The following is a 22,553-nucleotide window of genomic DNA, read 5'->3' on the forward strand; positions in this document are numbered from 1 at the left end:
TCAGATAGGATTTTTTCGTCAAATACAAGAAAATATGGTAAAATAGGGAAGATAAGGAGTTGTATATGACGACGAAACATGTGAAGAAAAAAGAATCTCAAAAATCAAAAGAAAGTCTAAGTCTACAAGATATTTTTGGGATTATTTTAAGTACCTTGCGTTATTTAACCAATTTTATTACACTACTGTTTTTGTTGTTGGGTTTATTTGGAGCAGGTGTAGGATTTGGGTATATTGCAAGTCTATTTGACCGTGTAGAAGTTCCAGAAAAAGAGTCTCTTGTAACGCAAGTAACGGACTTAACCCGTATTTCAAAAGTAGTTTATTCTGACAATAGCTTGATTTCAGAGGTAAACTCAGATTTACTTCGTATTCCAGTTGAAGGAGATGCCATATCAGAGACGGTTAAACAGGCTGTTATTGCAACTGAAGATGCAACTTTTGAAAATCATAATGGCGTTGTTCCAAAAGCGGTCATTCGTGCGGCTCTGGGTTCAGCAGGATTTGGGTCTTCAAGTGGTGGTTCAACTTTAACTCAGCAGTTAATTAAGCAACAAATTGTTGGAGATGCACCGACCTTTAGTCGAAAAGCAAATGAGATTATCTCAGCTCTTGCTCTTGAACGGGTAATGACCAAGGAGGATATCTTAACAACTTACTTAAATGTTTCGCCGTTTGGTCGAAATAACCAAGGAAAAAACATTGCTGGTGTTGAGGAAGCGGCGCGTGGTATTTTTGGAAAATCTGCGGCCGAGTTGACGGTTCCGCAAGCAGCCTTTATTGCAGGTTTGCCACAGAGTCCAATTGTGTATTCTCCTTATTCTTCGGACGGTGCTTTTAAATCAGAAGAGAACATGTCTTATGGCTTGAATCGTCAAAAAGATGTATTATACAACATGTACCGAGCAGGATATTTATCTAAGGCGGATTATGAGACATATTTAGCGTACGATATTAAAAAAGATTTTATCGCACCTAATCCTATCGTAGAAGATACCAAAGATTATCTCTATTATGCGGTTATGGACGAAGCCAAGGATGTAATGTATGATTATTTGATAAAACGCGATCAAGTTTCTGAAAATGATTTAAAAAATGACGAAACGATTCAATCCTATCGCGCTTTAGCGGAACAAGAATTGAGTCTGGGTGGCTATACAATCACGAGTACCGTCGATAAGAATATCTATGCGGCTATGCAGGATGTTGTGGCCAACTATGGTCATGTGTTAGACAGCGGTGGTGGTCTAGTTGAAACAGGAAGTGTGTTACTAGATAACCAAACTGGAGCAATTTTAGGATTTGTTGGTGGTCGGAATTACAAAACAAACCAAAATAATCACGCATTGGACACACAACGTTCGCCAGGCTCAACAGTAAAACCGTATTTGGTTTATGGAATTGCCATTGATCAGGGATTGATGGGATCAGCAAGTATTTTATCGAATTATCCAACAACATTTTCAGATGGTACTCGGATTATGCATGGTAGCAGCCGTGGAACAGGAATGACAAACTTACAAAACGCTATGAATGTTTCTTCTAACATTCCTGCTTTTTGGACCTATAAGTTGCTACAAGAAAAAGGTGTGGACGTCAAATCTTATATGGATAAAATGAATTACCATATTCCAATGTATGACATTGAAAGTCTTCCCTTAGCTGGTGGTATTGAAACAACTGTTGCAGAAAACACCAATGCTTATCAAACCTTAGCAAATGGTGGTGTCTACCATAAGAATTATATTGTTGAAAAGATTACTGCTCACGATGGCACGGTTGTCTATCAACATGAAAGCAAACCAGTCCAAGTTTATTCTCCTGCAGCAGCGAGTATTATGACTCACTTGATGAGAGGTGTGATTTCTTCTGGGGCGACAACTAGCTTCAAAGGTAGATTAGCAGCTATCAATCCAGCAGCAGCAAGTACTGATATTGTTGGTAAAACAGGAACAAGTAATGATACAGCAGATGTCTGGTTAATGCTATCAACACCTCGGGTAACCATTGGTACCTGGGCTGGTCATGATGACAATACTGGGATGCATTATTTAACAGGCTACAACAATAACTCTGCCTATGTTTCTTATTTGACAAATGCGATTTACAATACAAATCCGTCCTTATTTGAAGGCCGCTTTGAATTGGACCAAAGTGTGATAGCCTCAAGTGTATTGCGCACTACGGGACAGAGACCAGGAAGTACGCAGCATAACGGACGAACGTATAGTATTTCAGGAGCTCAAACGACGAGTTATTGGGCTAAAGACGGTGCACCAGTATCCAATTACTATTTTATGGTTGGTGGAACAGATAGCGATCGGGTGAGAGCGTGGAATAGCTTGTTTGGATCTCCGACAAAGAGTAGCTCATCGAGCAAAAAATCCTCTGCTTCTTCACGATCTTCGACACAACCATCAAGTAGCACAACAGCAGGCGCCAGTGAAGAGTAAAAACTCTTGCGAAGTACCGTAAAGTATGGTATAATTGTTTAAATTATTTGTCGTGTGTCTTGTTTGAAATATTGTCCAAACAAGACTTACAGCAGTTAAATCAAACTTATCAAAAGGAAGATTTAGCTGCTCTTTTTGTGCTTATTTTTAGAAAAAGATGACTTTGTTACATAAACTTAATCTTTCTCAAAATTCAGAAAAAGACGGCTGAGATTCTAGAAACACTCGTGTGGTTAAAGCCGCAGGTGTCTCTGAAAAATGTTTATTGAACCCGGGTTCTTGTGCTGTTCGCAACACTAGTGTTTTGAATGGACGAGAGAACCCTCGTATCTTTTTAAAAGGAGTTATCACTTGGCAGGACATGACGTTCAATACGGGAAACATCGTACCCGTCGTAGTTTTTCAAGAATCAAAGAAGTTCTTGATTTACCAAATTTGATTGAAATCCAAACAGACTCGTTCCAAGACTTTTTGGACCATGGATTAAAAGAAGTCTTTCAAGATGTATTACCTGTTTCCAATTTTACTGAAACAATGGAATTGGAATTTGTTGGTTATGAATTGAAAGAACCAAAGTATACGTTGGAAGAAGCGCGTGCGCATGATGCCAACTATTCAGCACCTATTTTTGTGACTTTCCGTTTGATCAACAAAGAAACTGGTGAAATCAAGACCCAGGAAGTTTTCTTTGGTGAATTCCCAATCATGACAGAAATGGGAACCTTTATCATCAATGGTGCAGAGCGGATTATCGTATCTCAGCTTGTACGCTCACCAGGTGTTTACTTCAATGACAAAGTGGACAAAAATGGTAAGGTTGGCTATGGCTCAACCGTTATCCCTAACCGTGGTGCATGGTTGGAGTTGGAAACAGACGCAAAAGATATTGCTTACACTCGGATTGACCGGACCCGTAAGATTCCATTTACAACCTTGGTACGTGCCCTTGGTTTCTCTGGAGATGATGAAATCTTTGACATCTTTGGTGATAGCGAATTGGTTCGCAATACCATTGAAAAAGATATCCACAAGAATCCAGCAGATTCACGGATTGACGAGGCTTTGAAAGAAATTTACGAACGCCTTCGTCCAGGTGAGCCAAAGACTGCTGAAAGCTCACGTAGTCTCTTGACAGCTCGTTTCTTTGACCCACGTCGTTATGACTTGGCTCCGGTAGGTCGTTACAAGATCAACAAGAAACTCAACTTGCGGACACGTCTCTTAAACCAAACCTTGGCAGAGCATGTCATCAACGGTGAAACTGGTGAAATCGTTTTGGAAGCTGGTACAGTCTTAACCCGCGACGTTTTGGAATCTGTTGAGGCACAATTCGATGAATTGAACTTGGTGGAATACAATCCAAATGATGCGGCTGTTATTGTTGAGCCAGTTCTCTTGCAGAAATTCAAGGTGGTTGCACCGACTGACCCAGACCGTGTTGTCACTGTTATTGGTAATGCCAATCCAGCTGAATCCATTCGCACCATTACACCAGCAGATATCTTGGCTGAAATGTCCTACTTCTTGAACTTGGCAGAAGGCCTTGGTAAGGTAGATGACATCGACCACTTAGGAAACCGTCGTATTCGTGCGGTTGGCGAACTTTTGGCCAACCAAGTCCGCATCGGTTTGACCCGTATGGAGCGGAACTTGCGCGAGCGGATGTCTGTTCAAGACAATGAAGTTCTTACACCACAACAAATTATCAATATCCGTCCTGTGACTGCTGCCATCAAAGAATTCTTTGGGTCTTCTCAGTTGTCTCAGTTCATGGACCAGCACAACCCGCTTTCTGAGTTGTCTCACAAACGCCGTTTGTCAGCCTTGGGACCTGGTGGTTTGACACGTGACCGTGCTGGATATGAAGTACGGGACGTACACTACACTCACTATGGCCGTATGTGTCCGATCGAGACTCCAGAAGGACCAAACATCGGTTTGATCAACAACTTGTCTTCTTATGGACATTTGAACAAGTATGGCTTTATCCAAACGCCATACCGTAAGATTGACCGCAGCACTGGTACGGTAACCAACGAAATCGTTTGGTTAACAGCAGATGAAGAAGATGCCTTTATCGTTGCCCAATCAACTTCTCCACTTGACGAGAACAATCGTTTTGTCGATGAGATTGTCATGGGGCGTCATCAAGGTAACAACCAAGAATTCCCAGCAGCTTCTGCGGACTTCATGGACGTTTCTCCAAAACAGGTAGTTGCTGTTGCGACAGCATGTATTCCGTTCTTGGAAAACGATGACTCCAACCGTGCCCTCATGGGTGCCAACATGCAACGTCAGGCTGTGCCATTGATTGATCCAAAAGCTCCTTATGTTGGTACTGGTATGGAATACCAAGCTGCCCACGATTCAGGTGCGGCCATCATCGCACAACACGATGGTAAAGTCACCTACTCTGATGCAGATAAGGTTGAAGTTCGTCGTGAAGATGGCTCACTCGATGTTTACCATGTTTCAAAATTCCGTCGTTCCAACTCAGGTACGGCCTACAACCAACGCACCCTTGTAAAAGTAGGTGACACGGTTGAAAAAGGCGACTTCATCGCAGATGGTCCGTCTATGGAAAACGGGGAAATGGCCCTTGGTCAAAACCCTATTGTTGCCTACATGACATGGGAAGGTTACAACTTTGAGGATGCGGTTATCATGAGTGAACGCCTGGTGAAAGATGATGTCTACACATCTGTTCACTTGGAAGAATACGAATCAGAAACCCGCGATACGAAGTTAGGCCCTGAAGAAATTACACGCGAAATTCCAAACGTTGGGGAAGAAGCCCTTCGCCAATTGGATGAAATGGGGATTATCCGAATTGGTGCGGAAGTAAAAGAAGGGGACATCTTGGTTGGTAAGGTTACTCCTAAGGGAGAAAAAGACCTTTCTGCTGAGGAACGCCTTCTCCATGCCATCTTTGGTGATAAGTCTCGTGAAGTGCGTGACACCTCTCTTCGTGTACCACACGGTGCCGATGGTGTTGTCCGTGATGTGAAAATCTTTACCCGTGCTAACGGAGATGAATTGCAATCTGGCGTGAACATGTTGGTGCGTGTCTACATCGCTCAAAAACGGAAAATCAAGGTCGGAGATAAAATGGCCGGTCGTCACGGAAACAAGGGTGTCGTATCCCGTATTGTTCCTGTTGAAGACATGCCATATCTTCCAGACGGAACACCAGTGGACATCATGTTGAACCCACTTGGGGTACCATCTCGTATGAATATCGGACAGGTTATGGAGCTCCACCTTGGTATGGCAGCCCGTAACTTGGGTATCCACATTGCAACTCCAGTCTTTGATGGTGCTTCTTCTGAAGACCTTTGGGAAACGGTTAAAGAAGCTGGAATGGACTCAGATGCCAAAACCATCTTGTATGATGGCCGTACCGGTGAACCATTTGACAACCGTGTATCAGTTGGTGTCATGTACATGATCAAACTTCACCACATGGTTGACGACAAGCTCCATGCGCGTTCTGTTGGGCCATACTCACTCGTTACCCAACAACCACTTGGAGGTAAAGCCCAGTTTGGTGGACAACGTTTTGGTGAGATGGAGGTTTGGGCCCTTGAAGCTTATGGTGCATCCAATGTTCTTCAAGAGATCTTGACCTACAAGTCAGATGATGTAACAGGACGTTTGAAAGCCTATGAAGCCATTACAAAAGGCAAACCAATTCCAAAACCAGGTGTTCCAGAATCCTTCCGCGTTCTTGTGAAAGAATTGCAATCATTGGGTCTTGACATGCGTGTCCTTGACGAAGATGACAATGAAGTAGAATTGCGTGATTTGGACGAAGGGGATGACGATGACATCATCCACGTAGATGATCTTGAAAAAGCACGTGCGAAAGTCGCAGCAGATGCCGCGGCAGCCTTTGCTCAATCTGAAGAATAAAACGAAAAAAGTACAGTGCTAGACAGATGGATAAGCCATCGGCTAGCAACCCCTGTGCTGGCCTGTTGTTCAGGTTGGCAAAACAAGAAGAAGAAAGGGAATATTAGTGGTTGACGTAAATCGATTTAAAAGTATGCAAATCACGTTAGCTTCACCCAACAAAGTCCGTTCATGGTCTTATGGTGAGGTTAAAAAACCTGAAACAATCAACTACCGTACACTCAAACCAGAGCGTGATGGACTCTTTGACGAAGTCATCTTTGGCCCAACAAAAGATTGGGAGTGTTCGTGTGGAAAATACAAACGAATCCGTTACAAAGGGATTGTTTGTGACCGATGTGGTGTAGAAGTTACCCGTGCAAAAGTTCGTCGTGAACGCATGGGACACATCGAATTAAAAGCCCCAATTTCGCACATCTGGTACTTTAAAGGGATCCCATCTCGTATGGGCTTGACCCTTGACATGAGTCCACGTGCATTGGAGGAAGTCATTTATTTTGCGGCCTACGTGGTGATTGATCCAAAAGAGACACCACTTGAGCACAAATCTATCATGACCGAACGCGAATACCGTGAGCGCTTGCGTGAATACGGACATGGTTCATTTGTTGCGAAGATGGGTGCTGAGGCGATTCAAGACCTCTTGAAACAAGTAGACCTTCCAGCAGAAATTGCTGCCTTAAAAGAAGAATTAAAAACAGCAACCGGGCAAAAACGCATTAAGGCTGTTCGCCGTTTGGATGTATTGGACGCTTTCCAAAAATCTGGAAACAAACCAGAATGGATGATTCTCAACATCTTGCCAGTTATTCCACCGGATTTGCGTCCGATGGTCCAATTGGATGGTGGTCGTTTTGCAGCTTCTGACTTGAACGAATTGTACCGTCGTGTGATTAACCGGAACAACCGTTTGGCCCGTCTCTTGGAATTAAACGCTCCAGGGATCATCGTACAAAACGAAAAACGGATGTTGCAAGAAGCGGTTGATGCCTTGATTGACAATGGCCGTCGTGGTCGTCCGATTACAGGACCTGGTAGCCGTCCGTTGAAATCATTGAGCCACATGCTTAAGGGTAAACAAGGTCGTTTCCGTCAAAACTTGCTTGGTAAACGGGTTGACTTCTCTGGGCGTTCGGTTATCGCAGTTGGTCCAACTCTTAAAATGTACCAATGTGGTGTGCCACGTGAAATGGCGATTGAGCTCTTCAAGCCATTTGTGATGCGCGAAATTGTTGCCCGTGAAATCGCAGGAAACGTAAAAGCTGCCAAACGCTTGATCGAGCGAGGAGATGACCGCATTTGGGATATCTTGGAAGAAGTAATCAAAGAACACCCAGTTCTATTGAACCGCGCACCGACCCTTCACCGTTTGGGTATCCAGGCTTTTGAACCAGTCTTGATCGATGGTAAAGCTCTTCGCTTGCACCCACTTGTTTGTGAAGCCTACAATGCCGACTTTGACGGTGACCAAATGGCGATTCACGTGCCCCTTTCAGAAGAGGCCCAAGCAGAAGCTCGTATCTTGATGCTTGCGGCAGAGCACATCTTGAATCCAAAAGATGGTAAACCAGTTGTAACCCCATCACAGGATATGGTCTTGGGGAACTACTACCTCACGATGGAAGAAGCAGGCCGTGAAGGCGAAGGTATGGTCTTCAAGGATGCTGATGAAGCTGTAATGGCTTACCGTAACGGTGTTGTGCATTTGCATACCCGTGTTGGTATTGCGACAGACAGCTTGGACAAACCATGGACTGATGCACAAAAACACAAGGTCATGATGACAACCGTTGGTAAGATTTTGTTTAATGCAATCATGCCTGCAGGTTTGCCATACTTGCAAGAACCAAACAACGCTAATCTAACAGATGGGACTCCAGATAAATACTTCTTGGAACCGGGTAGCGATATCAAGGCAGCTATTGAAGCCCTTGACATCAACCCACCATTCAAGAAGAAAAATCTTGGAAATATCATTGCAGAAATTTTCAAACGTTTCCGTACGACAGAAACATCTGCCCTCTTGGACCGTTTGAAAGACCTTGGTTACTACCATTCAACTCTTGCTGGTTTGACAGTGGGTATTGCCGATATTCCTGTTATTGACAACAAGGCTGAAATCATTGAAGCGTCCCACGAACGTGTTGAACAAATCAAGAAACAATTCCGTCGTGGTATGATTACCGAAGATGAGCGTTATGCAGCGGTTACCGATGAATGGCGTTCTGCTAAGGAAAAACTTGAGAAACGCTTGACAGAATCACAAGATCCGAAGAACCCAATCGTTATGATGATGGACTCTGGAGCCCGTGGTAACATCTCCAACTTCTCGCAGCTTGCGGGTATGCGTGGTTTGATGTCTGCACCGAATGGTCGTATCATGGAATTGCCGATCCTATCAAACTTCCGTGAAGGTCTCTCTGTACTTGAGATGTTCTTCTCCACTCACGGTGCCCGTAAAGGTATGACCGATACGGCCTTGAAGACAGCCGATTCTGGTTACTTGACCCGTCGTTTGGTTGACGTAGCTCAAGATGTTATTATCCGTGAAGATGACTGTGGAACAGACCGTGGCTTGGATATTACCTCTATCACAGATGGCAAAGAAATGATCGAGCCATTGGAAGAGCGTCTACAAGGACGTTATACCAAGAAAACTGTTAAACACCCTGAAACCGGTGAAGTGATTATTGGTCCAGATAAATTGATCACCGAAGACATTGCCCGTCAAATCGTGGACGCTGGTGTAGAGCAAGTTACGATTCGTTCTGTCTTTACATGTAACACTCGTCATGGTGTCTGCCGTCACTGTTATGGTATCAACTTGGCAACAGGTGATGCGGTTGAAGTCGGTGAAGCAGTTGGTACAATTGCTGCCCAATCTATCGGTGAGCCTGGTACTCAGTTGACCATGCGTACCTTCCATACGGGGGGTGTTGCCTCTAACAGCGATATCACACAAGGTCTTCCTCGTGTCCAAGAAATCTTTGAAGCCCGCAATCCGAAAGGGGAAGCAGTTATCACAGAGGTTAAGGGTGAAGTTACTGCTATTGAAGAAGACGCAGCAACCCGGACTAAGAAAGTCTTTGTGAAGGGACAAACTGGTGAAGGCGAATACGTGGTACCATTTACTGCTCGTATGAAAGTGGAAGTGGGTGACCAAGTAGCACGTGGTGCAGCCTTGACAGAAGGTTCCATCCAACCAAAACGTTTGTTGGAAGTACGTGACGTCTTGTCTGTTGAAACCTACCTCCTTGCGGAAGTACAAAAAGTATACCGCAGCCAAGGGGTAGAAATCGGAGACAAGCATATCGAGGTAATGGTTCGCCAAATGCTTCGTAAAGTGCGTGTTATGGATCCAGGTGACACTGATCTTCTCATGGGTACCCTCATGGACATTACAGACTTCACAGATGCCAATGCAGAAACAGTTATTTCGGGTGGCATTCCAGCAACTGCTCGTCCAGTTCTTATGGGGATTACCAAAGCGTCTCTTGAGACCAACTCATTCTTGTCAGCGGCTTCCTTCCAGGAAACAACGCGTGTCCTTACAGACGCAGCGATTCGTGGTAAACGTGACAACCTTCTCGGACTCAAAGAGAATGTTATCATCGGTAAGATCATCCCAGCAGGTACTGGTATGGCCCGTTACCGTAATTTGGAACCACAAGCTGTCAACGAAGTTGAAATCATTGACGAAGTACCACTTGAAGATATGGTTGAAGAACCAGTCGTTGAATAAAGCAATCAAAACCATCTCATTTGAGGTGGTTTTTTGTCGGAATTTTCACAAGCCAAACAGTGTCTTATTTTCTGAAAATTCGCTATAATATGTTCTAAGAAAAGGAAGTAAGAGTTATGTACCAAGTTGTAAGAATGTATGGCGATGCAGAACCCTGGTGGTTTTTAGAGGGCTGGGAAGAAGATATTGTAACAAGTAGAGAGTTTTCGACTTATCCAGAAGCCTATTTGTATTATAAAATGGAATGCATCCGTTTGGAGCTGGCTTATCCAAAACAAGAGATAAAAGCAGAATGTATGGCGGCTTTTTGGGATCCCACTGAGCAAGTTTGGTGTGAAGAATGTGAAGAATACTTGCAGCAGTTCCATTCTGTTATGATTATAAAATCATATGAAAATTTACGAACTGGAGCTAAGGGTGTGAGACGACCTCATTGCCAATTGAAATAAAAAGAAAAACGCCAGATGGTGTTTTTCTTTTTATTATTTTTCGATTTGAATGGTAAAATCCTGGGTGTTCAGAGTGGCTTTTGCGCCAATTGTAACGGTAAAGAGTGGCTGGGTGTGGGCAAAATCCAAGTCATAAAGGACTGGAATGGTTTTTAGAAGGGGATGTTTGTCCAAGATGGCCAACAGAATCTCTTCAGTCATTTCAGATTCTTTTGGAAAACGACCGATCACTAGTGCTTTACTATGGGGATAGACTTGTAGCAAGGCAGCCAATTGACGGGTAAAATCGATAAAATGACAAGACTCAGATGCTTCTAAAAAGAGGATTGGGTCCGCTACTTGAGGGGCGTAGGGTGTGCCACTAATCAGAGGGAAAGTGGAGACGTTTCCGCCAATAATCGTCCCGCTTGCTTGGCCATGCTGGTAAACTTTCCATTCAGTCGGCTTGAAATGGCGAGGGGAGCCAGGGATAAACCATTCGTCACTAGACCATTGCTTGCTAGGGGTTAGTTTATAGGTGTCTTGGCTGACGGCTTGAAGCCACATCTGAGTCTGGTAGTCTTGCCCCTCTTTCATTTTAAAACTCGAATAGGAAGGCCCCATATAGGTTTGCAGGCCAGTTTTCGCATAGATCGCGTTGAGAAAAGCTGTGGAATCCGAATAACCGCAGATGATCTTTGGGTGGCGAGCGATCAGGTCATAGTCTAGGTAGGGGAGGAGCTCGTTTGAATTGAAGCCACCAATCGTTGCTAGAATCGCATCCACGGAGTCATCTTGAAAGGCTTCGTGCAAGTCCGCAACTCGGCTCTCGATGGAGGCAGAATCAAAGATGTCGTGTTCCAGGTAGTTGCTGGAGAAGGAGACAGAAAATCCCAGTTCTTCTAACTTTTCTTTGGCAGAGAGGTTGGCGTCAAAGCCACCGATGTGTACAATAGAAGATGAGGGACTGACGACTCGGATATGGTCGCCTTTTTTTAATGCTTTCATCAGGTTCTCCTTTAAACTTTTTCTTATTGTAACAAAATTTTGAGCAAAAGCAAGGGCTTTTTCGAATAAGAGAGATAAGGAGGCTTTATGATTCAAGAATTAGCCAAAAAAATGATTGGAGAAGCAGTTGCCCGCTCTGCTAGTGATTTGTATCTGGTGCCCAGAAAAGACACCTATCACTTCTTCGAACGCTACAGTGATGAACGGGTTTTTATAGCCGAATACAATGAAGAAGACTGCAATGCCCTCATCAGCCATTTTAAGTTTATGGCAGGGATGAATGTGGGAGAAAAACGCCGCAGCCAACAAGGATCCTGTGATTATGATTATGGGGATGGGCTGGTTTCGATCCGCCTGTCAACAGTTGGTGATTACCGCCATAAGGAAAGTTTGGTTATTCGCCTCATGTATGAAGGGGTACACGACTTGTCCTATTGGTTTGAGGGAGCGCAGACCGTCTCTGAAGCTATCAAGGGGCGGGGGCTCTATCTTTTTTCGGGGCCGGTTGGTTCTGGCAAAACCACGCTCATGTACCACTTAGCCAAGCTGAAATTTCCAGACAAGCAGGTTTTAACGATTGAAGATCCTGTGGAGCTAAAGCAGGACAATATGCTGCAGTTGCAACTCAATGAAGCCATTGGGGCGACCTATGATAACTTGATCAAGCTGTCCTTGCGGCACCGCCCTGATTTGTTGATTATCGGGGAGATACGAGATACCGAAACGGCTCGGGCTGTGATTCGAGCCAGTTTAACTGGGGCAACGGTCTTTTCAACTGTTCATGCCAATAGTATTGCGGGTGTTTATGCCCGGCTCTTGGAACTGGGAGTGAGCGAGGAAGAATTAAAAAATGGGCTCAAGGGCATTGCCTACCAACGTCTGATAAATGGAAAGGGAATTGTAGATTATGCAGAACGAGATTTCACAAACCACCGACCGACGCAGTGGAATCAGCGCATTGATCAGCTTCTTGCAGCAGGACATCTCACTCCTCGGCAGGCGGAAACTGAAAAAATTACCGATTGCCCGGCAGCGTAAGGTCATCGAATTGTTCAACAATCTTTTCTCTAGTGGCTTTCACTTGGTCGAAATTGTTGACTTTTTAAAGCGGAGCCAGCTCTTAGCAGACTCCTATACTAGTCTTTTGCAGGAGGGACTGGAAGCAGGAAAATCCTTTTCCCAACTGTTGGGTGATTTGCAGTTTTCGGATGCGGTGGTGACCCAAGTCTCCTTGGCAGAAGTGCATGGCAATACCAGTTTGAGCCTGCAACACATTCAAGCTTATCTAACCAACTTGAGCCAGGTTCGTAAGAAATTAGCTGAGGTCGCCACTTATCCAATGGTGCTGGTGGGTTTTCTAGTTCTCATTATGTTGGGACTCAAAAATTACTTGATTCCACAACTAGAAGACGGAAATGTTGCGACTCGTCTCATCCAGGCCTTTCCTTTGATTTTCTTAGGATTTTTCCTTATGGGAATCCTAATGGTATTCTTGTTTGTTCTCTGGTACAAAAACACCCCTAAAATAACTGTGGCAAGAATCACCTCGAAGCTACCGATTGTCGGGGATTTTGTCCGAACTTATTTGACGGCTTATTATGCGAGAGAATGGGGAAATTTGATTGGGCAGGGCTTGGAGATGAACCAGATTGTTCAGTTGATGCAGCATCAAACATCCAATCTATTTCAGGAAATTGGCCGGGATTTGCAAACCAGTTTTGGGGCAGGAGAGGATTTTCACCAGCACATTCGACAATACCCCTTCTTTCGGAAAGAGTTAAGCTTGATGATTGAATACGGTCAGGCCAAGTCTAAATTAGGAACGGAGTTGTCACTGTATGCTAAGGAATGCTGGGACATGTTTTTCCGCAAGGTCAACCAGGCCATGCAATGGATTCAACCCTTGGTTTTTCTCTTTGTGGCCCTTGTCATCGTCTTGATTTATGCAGCCATGTTGCTGCCGATTTACCAAAATATGGAGATATAATATGAAAAAATTGTTACAACTAAAGGCACAAGCATTTACTTTAATTGAAATGTTAGTTGTCCTAGTCATCATCAGTATTTTACTCTTGCTTTTTGTGCCAAATTTGAGCAAGCAAAAGGATGCGATTCAGGACACGGGTAGCGCTGCGGTGGTCAAGGTAGTGGAAAGCCAGGCAGAGCTCTTTGAACTCAACAATGTTGGGGAAGTTAGTCTGAGTCGTTTGGTTGAATCCGGCAACATTACAACAGAACAGTCCCAATCATACAAGGAGTATTATGCTAAACACACAGACAAAACTCCTGCGGTTGCACCTTAAAGCCTTTACGCTTCTGGAAGCTCTCATTACGCTCAGTGTTTTGAGTTTTTTAACCTTGAGCCTCTCAGGTGGTGTGAAGACTGCCTTTCGCCAAGCAGAAGAAGCCATCTTTTTTATGAGTTTTGAGCAGGTCTATAAGGACAGCCAGCAACTGGCTGTGGCCTCGCATCAGCCGGTAACCCTGACCATTTCTGAACAAGCGGTGGACAATGGCTACCTGTCCATCGCTGTGCCCTCTTCTATTCTGGTTGAGACGCCTGTTCAGTTGCATTTTGCGGCCGATGGGGGCAATTCGTCCTTGGCCAAGTTGCGTTTTCAAACGGAGACCCAGGAGGTTTCCTATCAATTGTATTTGGGGAGTGGTCGTTATAAAAAAAGCAATCGTTAAAGCCTATATTTTACTAGAGAGTTTGGTCACACTCTCTATTTTTGCGCTCATTACTAGCCTCTTACTGAGCACGATTAACCAGGCTAGACAGGCAGAACAACAAAGTTTTCAAGAACAGGAGGTGCTGAATGTGGCCAAGATGGCGATCCAAACCAATCAAAACCAGCTTTCTTTAAATGGTGTCAGGGTAGAAGTCGTTTCTGAAGCCCAGCATATTCGTATTTTTCACGAGGGACAGGAGGTTTTGCATGTGGAAAAACAGTAAGCGGGTAGCCGCCTTTACACTGATAGAGTGCTTGGTGGCCTTGGTTGTTTTGTCGGGAGGGCTCTTGGTGTTTACTGGTTTGACAAAACTGATTTCTCAGGAAATCCACTACGAGGCTCAGCAGACAGAAACAGACTGGCTCTTGTTTTCAGAACAATTTCGACTGGAATTGGAAGAAACTCAGTTTGTCAAGGTGGAGCAGAACCGTCTCTATGTTGACAAAAAGGGACAGGCCTTAGCCTTTGGACAATCCAAGTCAGATGATTTTCGAAAAACCAATGACCAAGGCAGGGGCTACCAGCCTATGTTGTATCGTCTCAAGTCTACTAGGGTAACAGAGACAGCAGGCCTAGTCTCCATCACTTTCTCATTTCAAGATGGCTTAGAAAGGACATTTCTTTATGTTTTTGACCAAAACCGTTAAGGCAGGGACCTTACTCTATGCCCTCTTGATGCTAGCGATTTTTAGCCTCTTAGTGCAGTTCTACCTACAAACACAACTCGCAGTAGCCCATGGGAATTTAGCCCGTCAAGAAGAAGCCAAGGCTTACTTGATGGCTGACTGGGTTTATGATGAGTGGAAAAAAGAGCGCGCGAAGACTACCAAACCTCATCAATCTTCCGGTGATAAAAAGGAAGAAGCAAGTCCCGCAACAACTCCAACTTTATCAGGGACTGTCACTTTCACACAAGGGAAAGCTCGTTACCAAAAAACGGGAACTACCTTGTCGGTCCTCGTCCAATTGGATTCCGGAAAGGACTATTCTTATTCCTTCTCAATAGCTAGCGAAAACAAGTGAAATTTGATATGATAGGGATATGAATTTTGAAAAGATCGAACAGGTATATGACCTTTTATTAGAAAATATCCAAACCCTCCAAAATCAACTTGGTACCAATTTTTATGATGCCATGATTGAACAAAATGCCGCTTATTTGGGCGGGAGCGAAGATCCGCTTTTGGCTGCCAATAACCAAAAGGTAACCGACTTGGCTTTGACACCAGAAGAGTGGCGACGGGTTTTTCAGTTCTTGTTTATCAAGGGCAATCAGACAGAACCAATGCAATACAACCACCAGTTTACACCGGATAGTATCGGCTTGTTAATGACCTTTCTCTTGGATGAATTGGTGACAGAAGAGACTGTGACCGTTCTGGAAATCGGTTCAGGAACCGGGAATTTAGCCCAAACCATCTTAAACCATAGCCAAAAAAAATTGGACTACCTCGGTATCGAAGTGGATGACCTCTTGATTGATTTGTCGGCCAGCATCGCAGAAGTGGTGCAATCAGATATTAGTTTTGCCCAAGGTGATGCTGTTCGTCCACAGATTTTAAAAGAAAGTCAAGTGATTATCAGTGATTTGCCAATTGGCTTTTATCCTGACGATACCATCGCCAAACGCTACAAGGTAGTAAGTGCGGATGAGCATACCTATGCCCACCACCTCTTGATGGAACAATCCCTCAAATATTTGTCACAAGATGGGATTGCCCTTTTCTTGGCACCAAATGATTTGCTGACAAGCCCGCAAAGTCATTTGTTGAAGACCTGGTTAACCGCGCAGGCGAGTATCCTTGCCATGGTTTCCCTGCCAGAGTCTTTATTTGGAGCCAAGCACATGGCCAAATCGATTTTTGTCTTGCAAAAGCAGGCTGGAACCAAGCAGGAAGCCTTTGTTACCTTGTTACAAGACCTCCAAAATCCACAAGATATGCAGGAGTTTGTTACGGATTTTAAAAATTGGAAAGCAATCCATGCAATTTAACTAAAAGTTTGGTATACTAATATAGAAAACGCTTAATTTTAAAAGAGGTAAATTATGTCAAAAACAATTGCAATCAATGCAGGTAGTTCAAGCTTAAAATGGCAATTATATCAAATGCCAGAAGAGACTGTTTTAGCAAAAGGTGTCATCGAACGGATTGGTTTGGACGATGCCATTTCAACGGTTAAATTTGATGGCCGTGCTGAAACACAAACTTTGCCAATCAAAGACCACAGTGTGGCTGTAAAGATTTTATTAGACGATTTGAAACGCTTTGAAATCATTGCTGATTTCGCGGAAATCACTGGTGTCGGACACCGTGTTGTGGCTGGTGGTGAAATCTTCAAATCATCTGTTTTGATTGATGATGAAGCTTTGAAACAAATCGAAGAACTTTCTAGCCTTGCTCCACTTCACAATCCTGCTAATGCCGCAGGTATCAAGGCTTTCAAAGAAATCTTGCCAGATATTACTAGTGCAGCTATTTTTGATACAGCCTTCCATACTACGATGCCAGAAGTAGCGTACCGCTACCCATTGGCAGACAAGTACTATACAGATTACCAAGTTCGCAAGTACGGTGCTCATGGAACCAGTCATTACTATGTATCTCAACAAGCAGCTGATATTCTTGGTAAACCAATCGAAGAGTTGAAGTTGATTACTGCTCATATCGGTAATGGTGTTTCCTTGACAGCGATTGATGGTGGAAAATCAGTGGATACTTCAATGGGCTTCACACCGCTTGCTGGTCCAATGATGGGAACTCGTTCAGGTGATATCGATCCAGCTATCATTCCTTACTTGGTAGAACATGTACCAGGCTTGGAAGACGCGGCAGCTGTTGTTAACGTCTTGAACAAAGAGTCCGGTATTCTTGGCGTATCTGGTTTGACAAACGACATGCGTGATTTGGAAGCTGGTATGGCAGAAGGCAATGAGCAATGCAAATTGGCCTTTGACATGTTTGCGGATCGCTTGAAGAAATACATCGGTCAATACTTTGCTGTTTTGAATGGTGCAGATGCGCTTATCTTTACGGCTGGTATTGGTGAAAATGACACTCAATTACGTGCAAAAATCGTTGAAGGCTTGTCTTGGTTTGGTATGGACATCGACCCAGAGAAAAATGTTTTCGGTAACAGCGGTGTGATTTCAACAGATGCAGCGAAAGTGAAAGTCATTGTTGTTCCAACTGACGAAGAACTTGTGATTGCGCGTGAAGTCGAGCGTTTAAAATAACATAATACACAAAAAAACGAGCGGTTAGCTCGTTTTTTGTATGTTGTTTTAGATAAGAAAAGTCAGTCCATAGGGACTGACTTTTCTTAATAGTTCTTAATCAAATCAACAGTTGAGCGGTCCAACTTCTTCACAATGGCTTGAAGGAAGGCTTGGGCCTGAAGGAAATCGTCCATGCTGTAAAGTGTTTGGTGCGAATGGATGTAGCGGGCACATACACCGATAGTGGTAGATGGTGTACCGTGGTTTTTCAAGTGGGCAGCGCCAGCGTCTGTACCACCTTTGGCACAGTAGTATTGGAATTTCACACCGGCTTCTTCAGCAGTTGTGAGCAAGAAGTCCCGCATATTTGGCAATAGGATGTGGCCTGGATCGTAGAAACGCAAGAGGGTTCCGTCTCCGATCGCTCCTTGGTCACCGAAAATATCAGCGGCTGGGGAACAGTCAACAGCCAGGAAGATGTCTGGATTGAATTTGGTGGTGGCTCCGTGTGAGCCACGAAGACCGACTTCTTCTTGGACATTGGCCCCGGCAATCAATTGGTTACCCAGTTGCTGGCCAGAAAGACTTTCCACTAATTCAGAAACCATGAGGACACCAAAACGGTTGTCCCAAGCCTTGGAAATCACATTTTTTCCATTGGCTGTCAAGGTTGCTTCGTTTTTAGGGACAATCACATTTCCAGGACGGACACCAAATTCCCAGGCTTCCTCTTTTGAAGCAAAACCTGCATCAAAAATGACATCTCCGATCGATGGCAAACCTGAATTGCCATTGTTACCACGCGAAAGGTGTGGAGGCATGGATCCTGAAATCACGGGGATTTCTCGGCCATCATCTAAATGCAATTGGAAACGTTGGCTAGAGACCACTAGTGGGTTCCAACCACCCAACTCGACCACGCGGAAGGTTCCGTCGTTTTTGATGGAGCTGATCATGAAGCCGACTTCGTCCATATGGGCAGCAACCATCACACGTGGGGCATCCGTTTCTTGGCTATCTTTGATTCCAAAAATCCCACCGAGCCCATCTGTTTCAACACGGTCCACGTGTTGTGTCAATTTAGTGCGTAAGTAGTCACGGACAGGAGCTTCAAATCCAGGAACACCCTGTAATTCCGTCACTTCTTTGATTTTGTCAAATAAAATAGAATTTGTCATTGTTACTCTCCTTGTGACTACTATTTTACCATGTTTTGTGATAAAATGTTGGATATGAATAAGAAAAAGACAGCCTTGCTAGCAGGCTTGTTGGGGGCAGGAGTGCTCGCAGCTAGTGCTAAATTTTACCATGATAGTCTGGTGGCCACACAAAAAAGCCGTGCCCTAAAAGAGGTTCGTCAATTTTTTGCAGCCTATGGAGAGATTGCGACGGTTTTTGTGGATGAGAGCCAGTCTACTGCGACTCGCCTGATTGGCGGAGTGGTGATGGAAGCGGGCCCTGTCTATCTCTTTAAGTATGAAAACGGTGAAATCCAGTATGAGGAGGAAAAACAATGATTGTTCCAAATAGTTATGAAGAATTGGCAAATGCAATCGAAGAGCATGCACAACTAGTGCTATTTTTTACAGCAGACTGGTGCCCAGACTGTCAGTTTATCTACCCAGCCATGCCTGAAATTGAAGCAGCCCATGCAGACTATACCTTTGTGCGTGTCAATCGGGACGATTTTATGGAAGTGGCGCAAAAATGGGATATTTTCGGAATTCCAAGTTTTGTAGTCCTGAAAGACGGCCAAGAAATTGGACGTTTTGTGGACAAAAACCGCAAAACTAAAAGCGAAATCCATCAATTTTTAGAAAAAGTAACAAAGGGTGAGTAAATGATTTTTTCATATAATAAAGAACAAGTCGGTGATGTGCTTTTGGTCATCTTAGAAGATACCAAGAACACCAAACGCAATGTGGAGAGAAAGGGCAAGGTTGCCCGTGTTTTTGCAGAAGAGACAGGAGAGACACTTGCTTGGAACATTTTTGAAGCGTCTAGTCTCATTGAGCTGGATGGAAATGGGCAAGTCTTCTTGTCAGAGCAAGACGTGACCGTTTTAAATGCAGAGCTCGAAAAAGAAGGCTTTGAAGCTGTTTTAGAAGCCAGCAAGACACCGGTATTTGTAGTCGGTGAAATCGTGGAAATGGTGGCTCATCCAGATAGTGACCACCTCAACATCTGCCAAGTTAACCTTGGAGGTGAAACTGTTCAAATCGTTGCTGGCGCTCCAAATGCAGCAGTCGGTCTCAAGACCATTGTTGCCCTGCCAGGAGCTATGATGCCAAGTGGTAGCTTGATTTTTCCCGGAAAACTCCGTGGGGAAGAAAGTTTCGGTATGATGTGTGCCCCGCGTGAATTGGCCCTGCCCAACTCCCCTCAAAAACGCGGTATTATTGAATTAGATGACACCGCTATTGTCGGCGAAGCCTTTGACCCTGCAAAGCATTGGAAGGGGTAATGATGAGACTTGATTTTGGAATAAAAGCATTGATTTAGAATAACGATGGCCACTTTTTAGCGATGCATAAGGCGGGGTAAGTTTCTCCATTGTTGGAATTGCCAGGAGGCCGCATTCAATTTGGAGAAACAATAGAGGAAGCCCTTATTCGAGAAATCAAAGAGGAGACAAATTTGGAAGTCATTCCTCAGAAAGTTCTTTCTACATGGGATTATAGAAAGAAAACAGGAGATTTCCAAGTTGTTGGATTGGTCTTTGATGTATATGTTAAGGATTTGACTCAGTTAACCTTATCAGAAGAGCACGATGCATACCAATGGTTGTCGCTTGACCAAGTCGACCAATTGGTTCCACATTTTAAAAAATGTTTAGAACAGATAAATATAAAGTAAAAGACAAACATGCTTGGGACAGTCCAAGCTTTTTTGAAAGGAGGAGACATGTTTCCAATAGAAGCCAAAGACGTATTTGACTGGTTTGAGCGCTTGAACCAGATTCCTCGTGAATCCGGTAATGAGCGATCGGTTTCGGATTTTTTGGTGGCCTTTGCCAAAGAACGCCAACTCGAAGTAGAGCAAGACCAGGAGTGGAATGTCATTATTCGTAAGCCTGCAACAAGTGGTTATGAGGCTGCAGAACCAGTGATTGTACAAGGACACATGGATATGGTCTGTGTGAAGACAGAGCAATCCACCCACGATTTTACAAAAGACCCGATTGAGTTGGTCCTAGAGGGCAATATTTTGCGGGCCAACCAGACCAGCTTGGGAGCCGATGATGGGATTGCGGTAGCCATGCAGCTGGCTCTCTTGGATGGGGATTACCAGCATCCGGCTTTAGAAATCCTCATCACTACCAATGAAGAAACCACCATGGCAGGCGCAGCAGCCATTCAAGCAGGCCAACTTAAAGGAACCCGTCTCTTGAACATTGACGGAGAAGAAGAAGGGCTCTTTTTAACCAGCTGTGCAGGTGGAACCGTCATCACCAGTCGTTTTGGTTTTTCAAAAGAAAGTGTGCAGCAATCAGGATTGGAAATCACGGTAGAAGGATTAAAAGGCGGTCATTCTGGAATGGAGATTGACCAAGGTCGAGGCAATGCTAACCTCCTTCTCTTTCGTTTCTTGCGTGCAGCAGCCAAGGTTACTTCGGTTCGTTTGGCTACTGTTTCAGGCGGAAGCCGAGATAATGTGATTCCGAGCAAAGCTCGTGCCAGTTTTGCGGTAACTGATGCAGCAACCGCTAAAGCAGCCCTTATGGAAGAGCTGGTTGCAGTCAAAAAAGAGTTGGCGATTGCAGACCCTGATTTATCTCTATCCCTAAAAGAGGTTGAGATTGACCGAGCCTATTCGGAAGCTGAGACGATACAATTGCTTTCCTTCTTTGCAGTTTTACCAAATGCAGTGCAAGAGATGTCGCAAGCCATTCCTGGTTTGGTCCAAACCTCCCTAAATCAGGCGGTCCTCTACCAAGAAGAAGAGCAAATTGTGCTCCATACCTCGCTTCGATCTTCTGTGGCGACGCAATTAGAAAGCTTAGTCGAGAAATTGACGATTTTAGGACAGACATTCGGAGCTCATATTAGCCGCAACCATGACTACCCTAGTTGGGATTTCGAGCCAAATAGTCCTTTGCGAGACCAATGTTTAGCTGTTTACAAAGAAGTTTATGGGACAGAAGCGACCTATTCGGCTATCCATGCAGGTTTGGAATGTGGTTTTCTAAAAAAAGCCCTACCAAACTGCGATATGATTAGTTTTGGCCCAAATATCTATGATGTCCACTCCACCAATGAACACTTAGAAATAGATTCTGTGGCCCGCGTCTGGGAATTTACCAAGGCTTTGTTGGCGAGTTTGACAGCGTAAGAAAAAACCTCGTGTAAAACGAGGTTTTCAGAACGTAGACAAACCCTTTAAACGCTTGAAAATAGCAAATTCAAAGCCTCCGCCAACTTTTGACTAACTCTTTAAAATGCTAAATTATCAGCGTTTCTAAAGATTTTGATGTTTACTAACCAAAGAAAAAAAGATTGAAGAAAATGATCCAAAATGGACTTTTTCTTCAATCTGAAACCTCGTGTAAAACGAGGTTTTATTTTTGCATCAAAGCCGTGTCAATAGCTGTTAAAACCGCTAAGACAAGCAGGGGATCTGTTGTAGCCTCGGTAACTTCAAAAGCATAAGCTCCATCTTCCAAGAGACCTTGGCGGTTGATGGTTGCGATCACTTCTCTTTGCTTGTTGTAGAGGGTGTATTCACGTGACAGGAATTGCCCTTCAACAGACCAGTCAAGACCAGAAATGATAAATTTCGGTTTTAAAGAAGCGATTTTTTTGGTCACATTGGCTACTTGCTGACCACCGATTAAAACATTGTAAGAATAGTGGGTTAGGGAGAATTTTTGCTTGAGCAAGGCCGCTTCTTGGTCGTTTGTATCCGTGATACTCGTGTTGGCCAGCCACATCAAATTTTTCCCGCGGATACTGTAGAGCTTGTTGCCTGTCTCATCCTTTACTTCAAAAGCTTGTTGGAATAAATTCCCTGCATAATGAACAATATATCTCATAAAAATCTCCTTATGTATCTGTAATATA

The 22,553-nt window shown here is 44.1% G+C and carries 21 protein-coding genes; 18 read left to right on the forward strand and 3 right to left on the reverse strand.

Annotation, left to right across the window (positions count from 1 at the left end; translation table 11 throughout):
* The first annotated feature begins 65 nt into the window (after nt 1–65).
* The 4 genes from pbp1b (at nt 66) to ACVR1I_RS06855 (ending at nt 10,556) form a co-directional block, all read left to right on the forward strand.
* Complete coding sequence (pbp1b, locus tag ACVR1I_RS06840) at nt 66–2,453, forward strand: penicillin-binding protein PBP1B (protein ID WP_447443279.1); 2,388 nt, start codon at nt 66–68, stop codon at nt 2,451–2,453.
* Nucleotides 2,454–2,804: 351 nt separating this feature from the next.
* The gene (gene rpoB / locus ACVR1I_RS06845; RefSeq protein ID WP_447443280.1) at nt 2,805–6,365 is read left to right on the forward strand and encodes a DNA-directed RNA polymerase subunit beta; all 3,561 of its coding nucleotides are present in this window, start codon (nt 2,805–2,807) and stop codon (nt 6,363–6,365) included.
* Nucleotides 6,366–6,471: 106 nt separating this feature from the next.
* Nucleotides 6,472–10,107 carry a DNA-directed RNA polymerase subunit beta' gene (gene rpoC, locus ACVR1I_RS06850; protein WP_447443281.1) on the forward strand — a complete coding sequence of 1,212 codons (3,636 nt, stop codon included), beginning with the start codon at nt 6,472–6,474 and terminating at the stop codon, nt 10,105–10,107.
* Nucleotides 10,108–10,223: 116 nt separating this feature from the next.
* Entirely contained in the window at nt 10,224–10,556 is a 333-nt protein-coding gene (locus ACVR1I_RS06855; protein ID WP_447443282.1) for a DUF1033 family protein, read from the forward strand.
* Between the two features lie 33 nt (nt 10,557–10,589).
* Here the strand turns inward: ACVR1I_RS06855 and ACVR1I_RS06860 are convergent, their stop codons facing one another.
* Nucleotides 10,590–11,543: a S66 family peptidase gene (locus ACVR1I_RS06860; protein WP_447443283.1), complete on the reverse strand. Its 954-nt coding sequence runs from the start codon at nt 11,541–11,543 to the stop codon at nt 10,590–10,592.
* Between the two features lie 87 nt (nt 11,544–11,630).
* On the opposite strand from ACVR1I_RS06860, the gene comGA reads away from it, so the two are divergent.
* From comGA to ACVR1I_RS06905, 9 genes are read left to right on the forward strand one after another with little or no spacing between them, the layout of a single operon-like run.
* On the forward strand, nt 11,631–12,581 hold the full coding sequence (comGA, locus tag ACVR1I_RS06865; protein WP_447443284.1) for a competence type IV pilus ATPase ComGA: 951 nt from the start codon (nt 11,631–11,633) through the stop codon (nt 12,579–12,581).
* Entirely contained in the window at nt 12,502–13,530 is a 1,029-nt protein-coding gene (comGB, locus tag ACVR1I_RS06870) for a competence type IV pilus assembly protein ComGB (RefSeq protein WP_447443466.1), read from the forward strand. The genes comGA and comGB overlap by 80 nt, the downstream gene beginning before the upstream one ends.
* Nucleotide 13,531: 1 nt before the next feature.
* Nucleotides 13,532–13,846, forward strand: a complete 315-nt coding sequence (gene comGC, locus ACVR1I_RS06875; RefSeq protein ID WP_447443285.1) for a competence type IV pilus major pilin ComGC — start codon at nt 13,532–13,534, stop codon at nt 13,844–13,846.
* The gene (gene comGD, locus ACVR1I_RS06880) at nt 13,806–14,234 is read left to right on the forward strand and encodes a competence type IV pilus minor pilin ComGD (RefSeq protein WP_447443286.1); all 429 of its coding nucleotides are present in this window, start codon (nt 13,806–13,808) and stop codon (nt 14,232–14,234) included. Before comGC ends, comGD begins: the two co-directional genes overlap by 41 nt.
* Nucleotides 14,206–14,499, forward strand: a complete 294-nt coding sequence (comGE, locus tag ACVR1I_RS06885) for a competence type IV pilus minor pilin ComGE (RefSeq protein ID WP_447443287.1) — start codon at nt 14,206–14,208, stop codon at nt 14,497–14,499. The genes comGD and comGE overlap by 29 nt, the downstream gene beginning before the upstream one ends.
* Nucleotides 14,483–14,923, forward strand: a complete 441-nt coding sequence (gene comGF, locus ACVR1I_RS06890) for a competence type IV pilus minor pilin ComGF (protein WP_447443288.1) — start codon at nt 14,483–14,485, stop codon at nt 14,921–14,923. Before comGE ends, comGF begins: the two co-directional genes overlap by 17 nt.
* Nucleotides 14,901–15,299 (forward strand): competence type IV pilus minor pilin ComGG, encoded by a 399-nt coding sequence (gene comGG / locus ACVR1I_RS06895; protein ID WP_447443289.1) that lies wholly within the window; start codon nt 14,901–14,903, stop codon nt 15,297–15,299. The genes comGF and comGG overlap by 23 nt, the downstream gene beginning before the upstream one ends.
* Before the next feature lie 19 nt (nt 15,300–15,318).
* Nucleotides 15,319–16,269: a class I SAM-dependent methyltransferase gene (locus ACVR1I_RS06900; protein ID WP_447443290.1), complete on the forward strand. Its 951-nt coding sequence runs from the start codon at nt 15,319–15,321 to the stop codon at nt 16,267–16,269.
* A 54-nt stretch (nt 16,270–16,323) separates the two neighbouring features.
* On the forward strand, nt 16,324–17,511 hold the full coding sequence (locus ACVR1I_RS06905) for an acetate kinase (RefSeq protein WP_447443291.1): 1,188 nt from the start codon (nt 16,324–16,326) through the stop codon (nt 17,509–17,511).
* Nucleotides 17,512–17,597: 86 nt separating this feature from the next.
* On the opposite strand, the gene pepA is transcribed toward ACVR1I_RS06905, so the two are convergent.
* On the reverse strand, nt 17,598–18,671 hold the full coding sequence (gene pepA / locus ACVR1I_RS06910; protein ID WP_447443292.1) for a glutamyl aminopeptidase: 1,074 nt from the start codon (nt 18,669–18,671) through the stop codon (nt 17,598–17,600).
* Nucleotides 18,672–18,725: 54 nt separating this feature from the next.
* Here pepA and ACVR1I_RS06915 point away from each other — a divergent pair, with 54 nt between their 5' ends.
* The 5 genes from ACVR1I_RS06915 to ACVR1I_RS06935 all read left to right on the forward strand — a co-directional run bounded on the left by ACVR1I_RS06915 (nt 18,726) and on the right by ACVR1I_RS06935 (nt 21,825).
* Nucleotides 18,726–19,010: a DUF4651 domain-containing protein gene (locus ACVR1I_RS06915; RefSeq protein ID WP_447443293.1), complete on the forward strand. Its 285-nt coding sequence runs from the start codon at nt 18,726–18,728 to the stop codon at nt 19,008–19,010.
* On the forward strand, nt 19,007–19,333 hold the full coding sequence (locus ACVR1I_RS06920) for a thioredoxin family protein (protein ID WP_447443294.1): 327 nt from the start codon (nt 19,007–19,009) through the stop codon (nt 19,331–19,333). Before ACVR1I_RS06915 ends, ACVR1I_RS06920 begins: the two co-directional genes overlap by 4 nt.
* Nucleotides 19,334–19,957, forward strand: a complete 624-nt coding sequence (gene ytpR / locus ACVR1I_RS06925) for a YtpR family tRNA-binding protein (protein ID WP_447443295.1) — start codon at nt 19,334–19,336, stop codon at nt 19,955–19,957.
* An 89-nt stretch (nt 19,958–20,046) separates the two neighbouring features.
* Nucleotides 20,047–20,349: an NUDIX domain-containing protein gene (locus tag ACVR1I_RS06930; RefSeq protein WP_447443296.1), complete on the forward strand. Its 303-nt coding sequence runs from the start codon at nt 20,047–20,049 to the stop codon at nt 20,347–20,349.
* 48 nt (nt 20,350–20,397) lie between these two features.
* Nucleotides 20,398–21,825, forward strand: a complete 1,428-nt coding sequence (locus ACVR1I_RS06935) for an aminoacyl-histidine dipeptidase (protein WP_447443297.1) — start codon at nt 20,398–20,400, stop codon at nt 21,823–21,825.
* Between the two features lie 226 nt (nt 21,826–22,051).
* On the opposite strand, the gene ACVR1I_RS06940 is transcribed toward ACVR1I_RS06935, so the two are convergent.
* Nucleotides 22,052–22,525 carry an LURP-one-related/scramblase family protein gene (locus tag ACVR1I_RS06940; RefSeq protein WP_447443298.1) on the reverse strand — a complete coding sequence of 158 codons (474 nt, stop codon included), beginning with the start codon at nt 22,523–22,525 and terminating at the stop codon, nt 22,052–22,054.
* Nucleotides 22,526–22,553: the final 28 nt, after the last annotated feature.

It is taken from the genome of Streptococcus cameli (assembly GCF_053207365.1).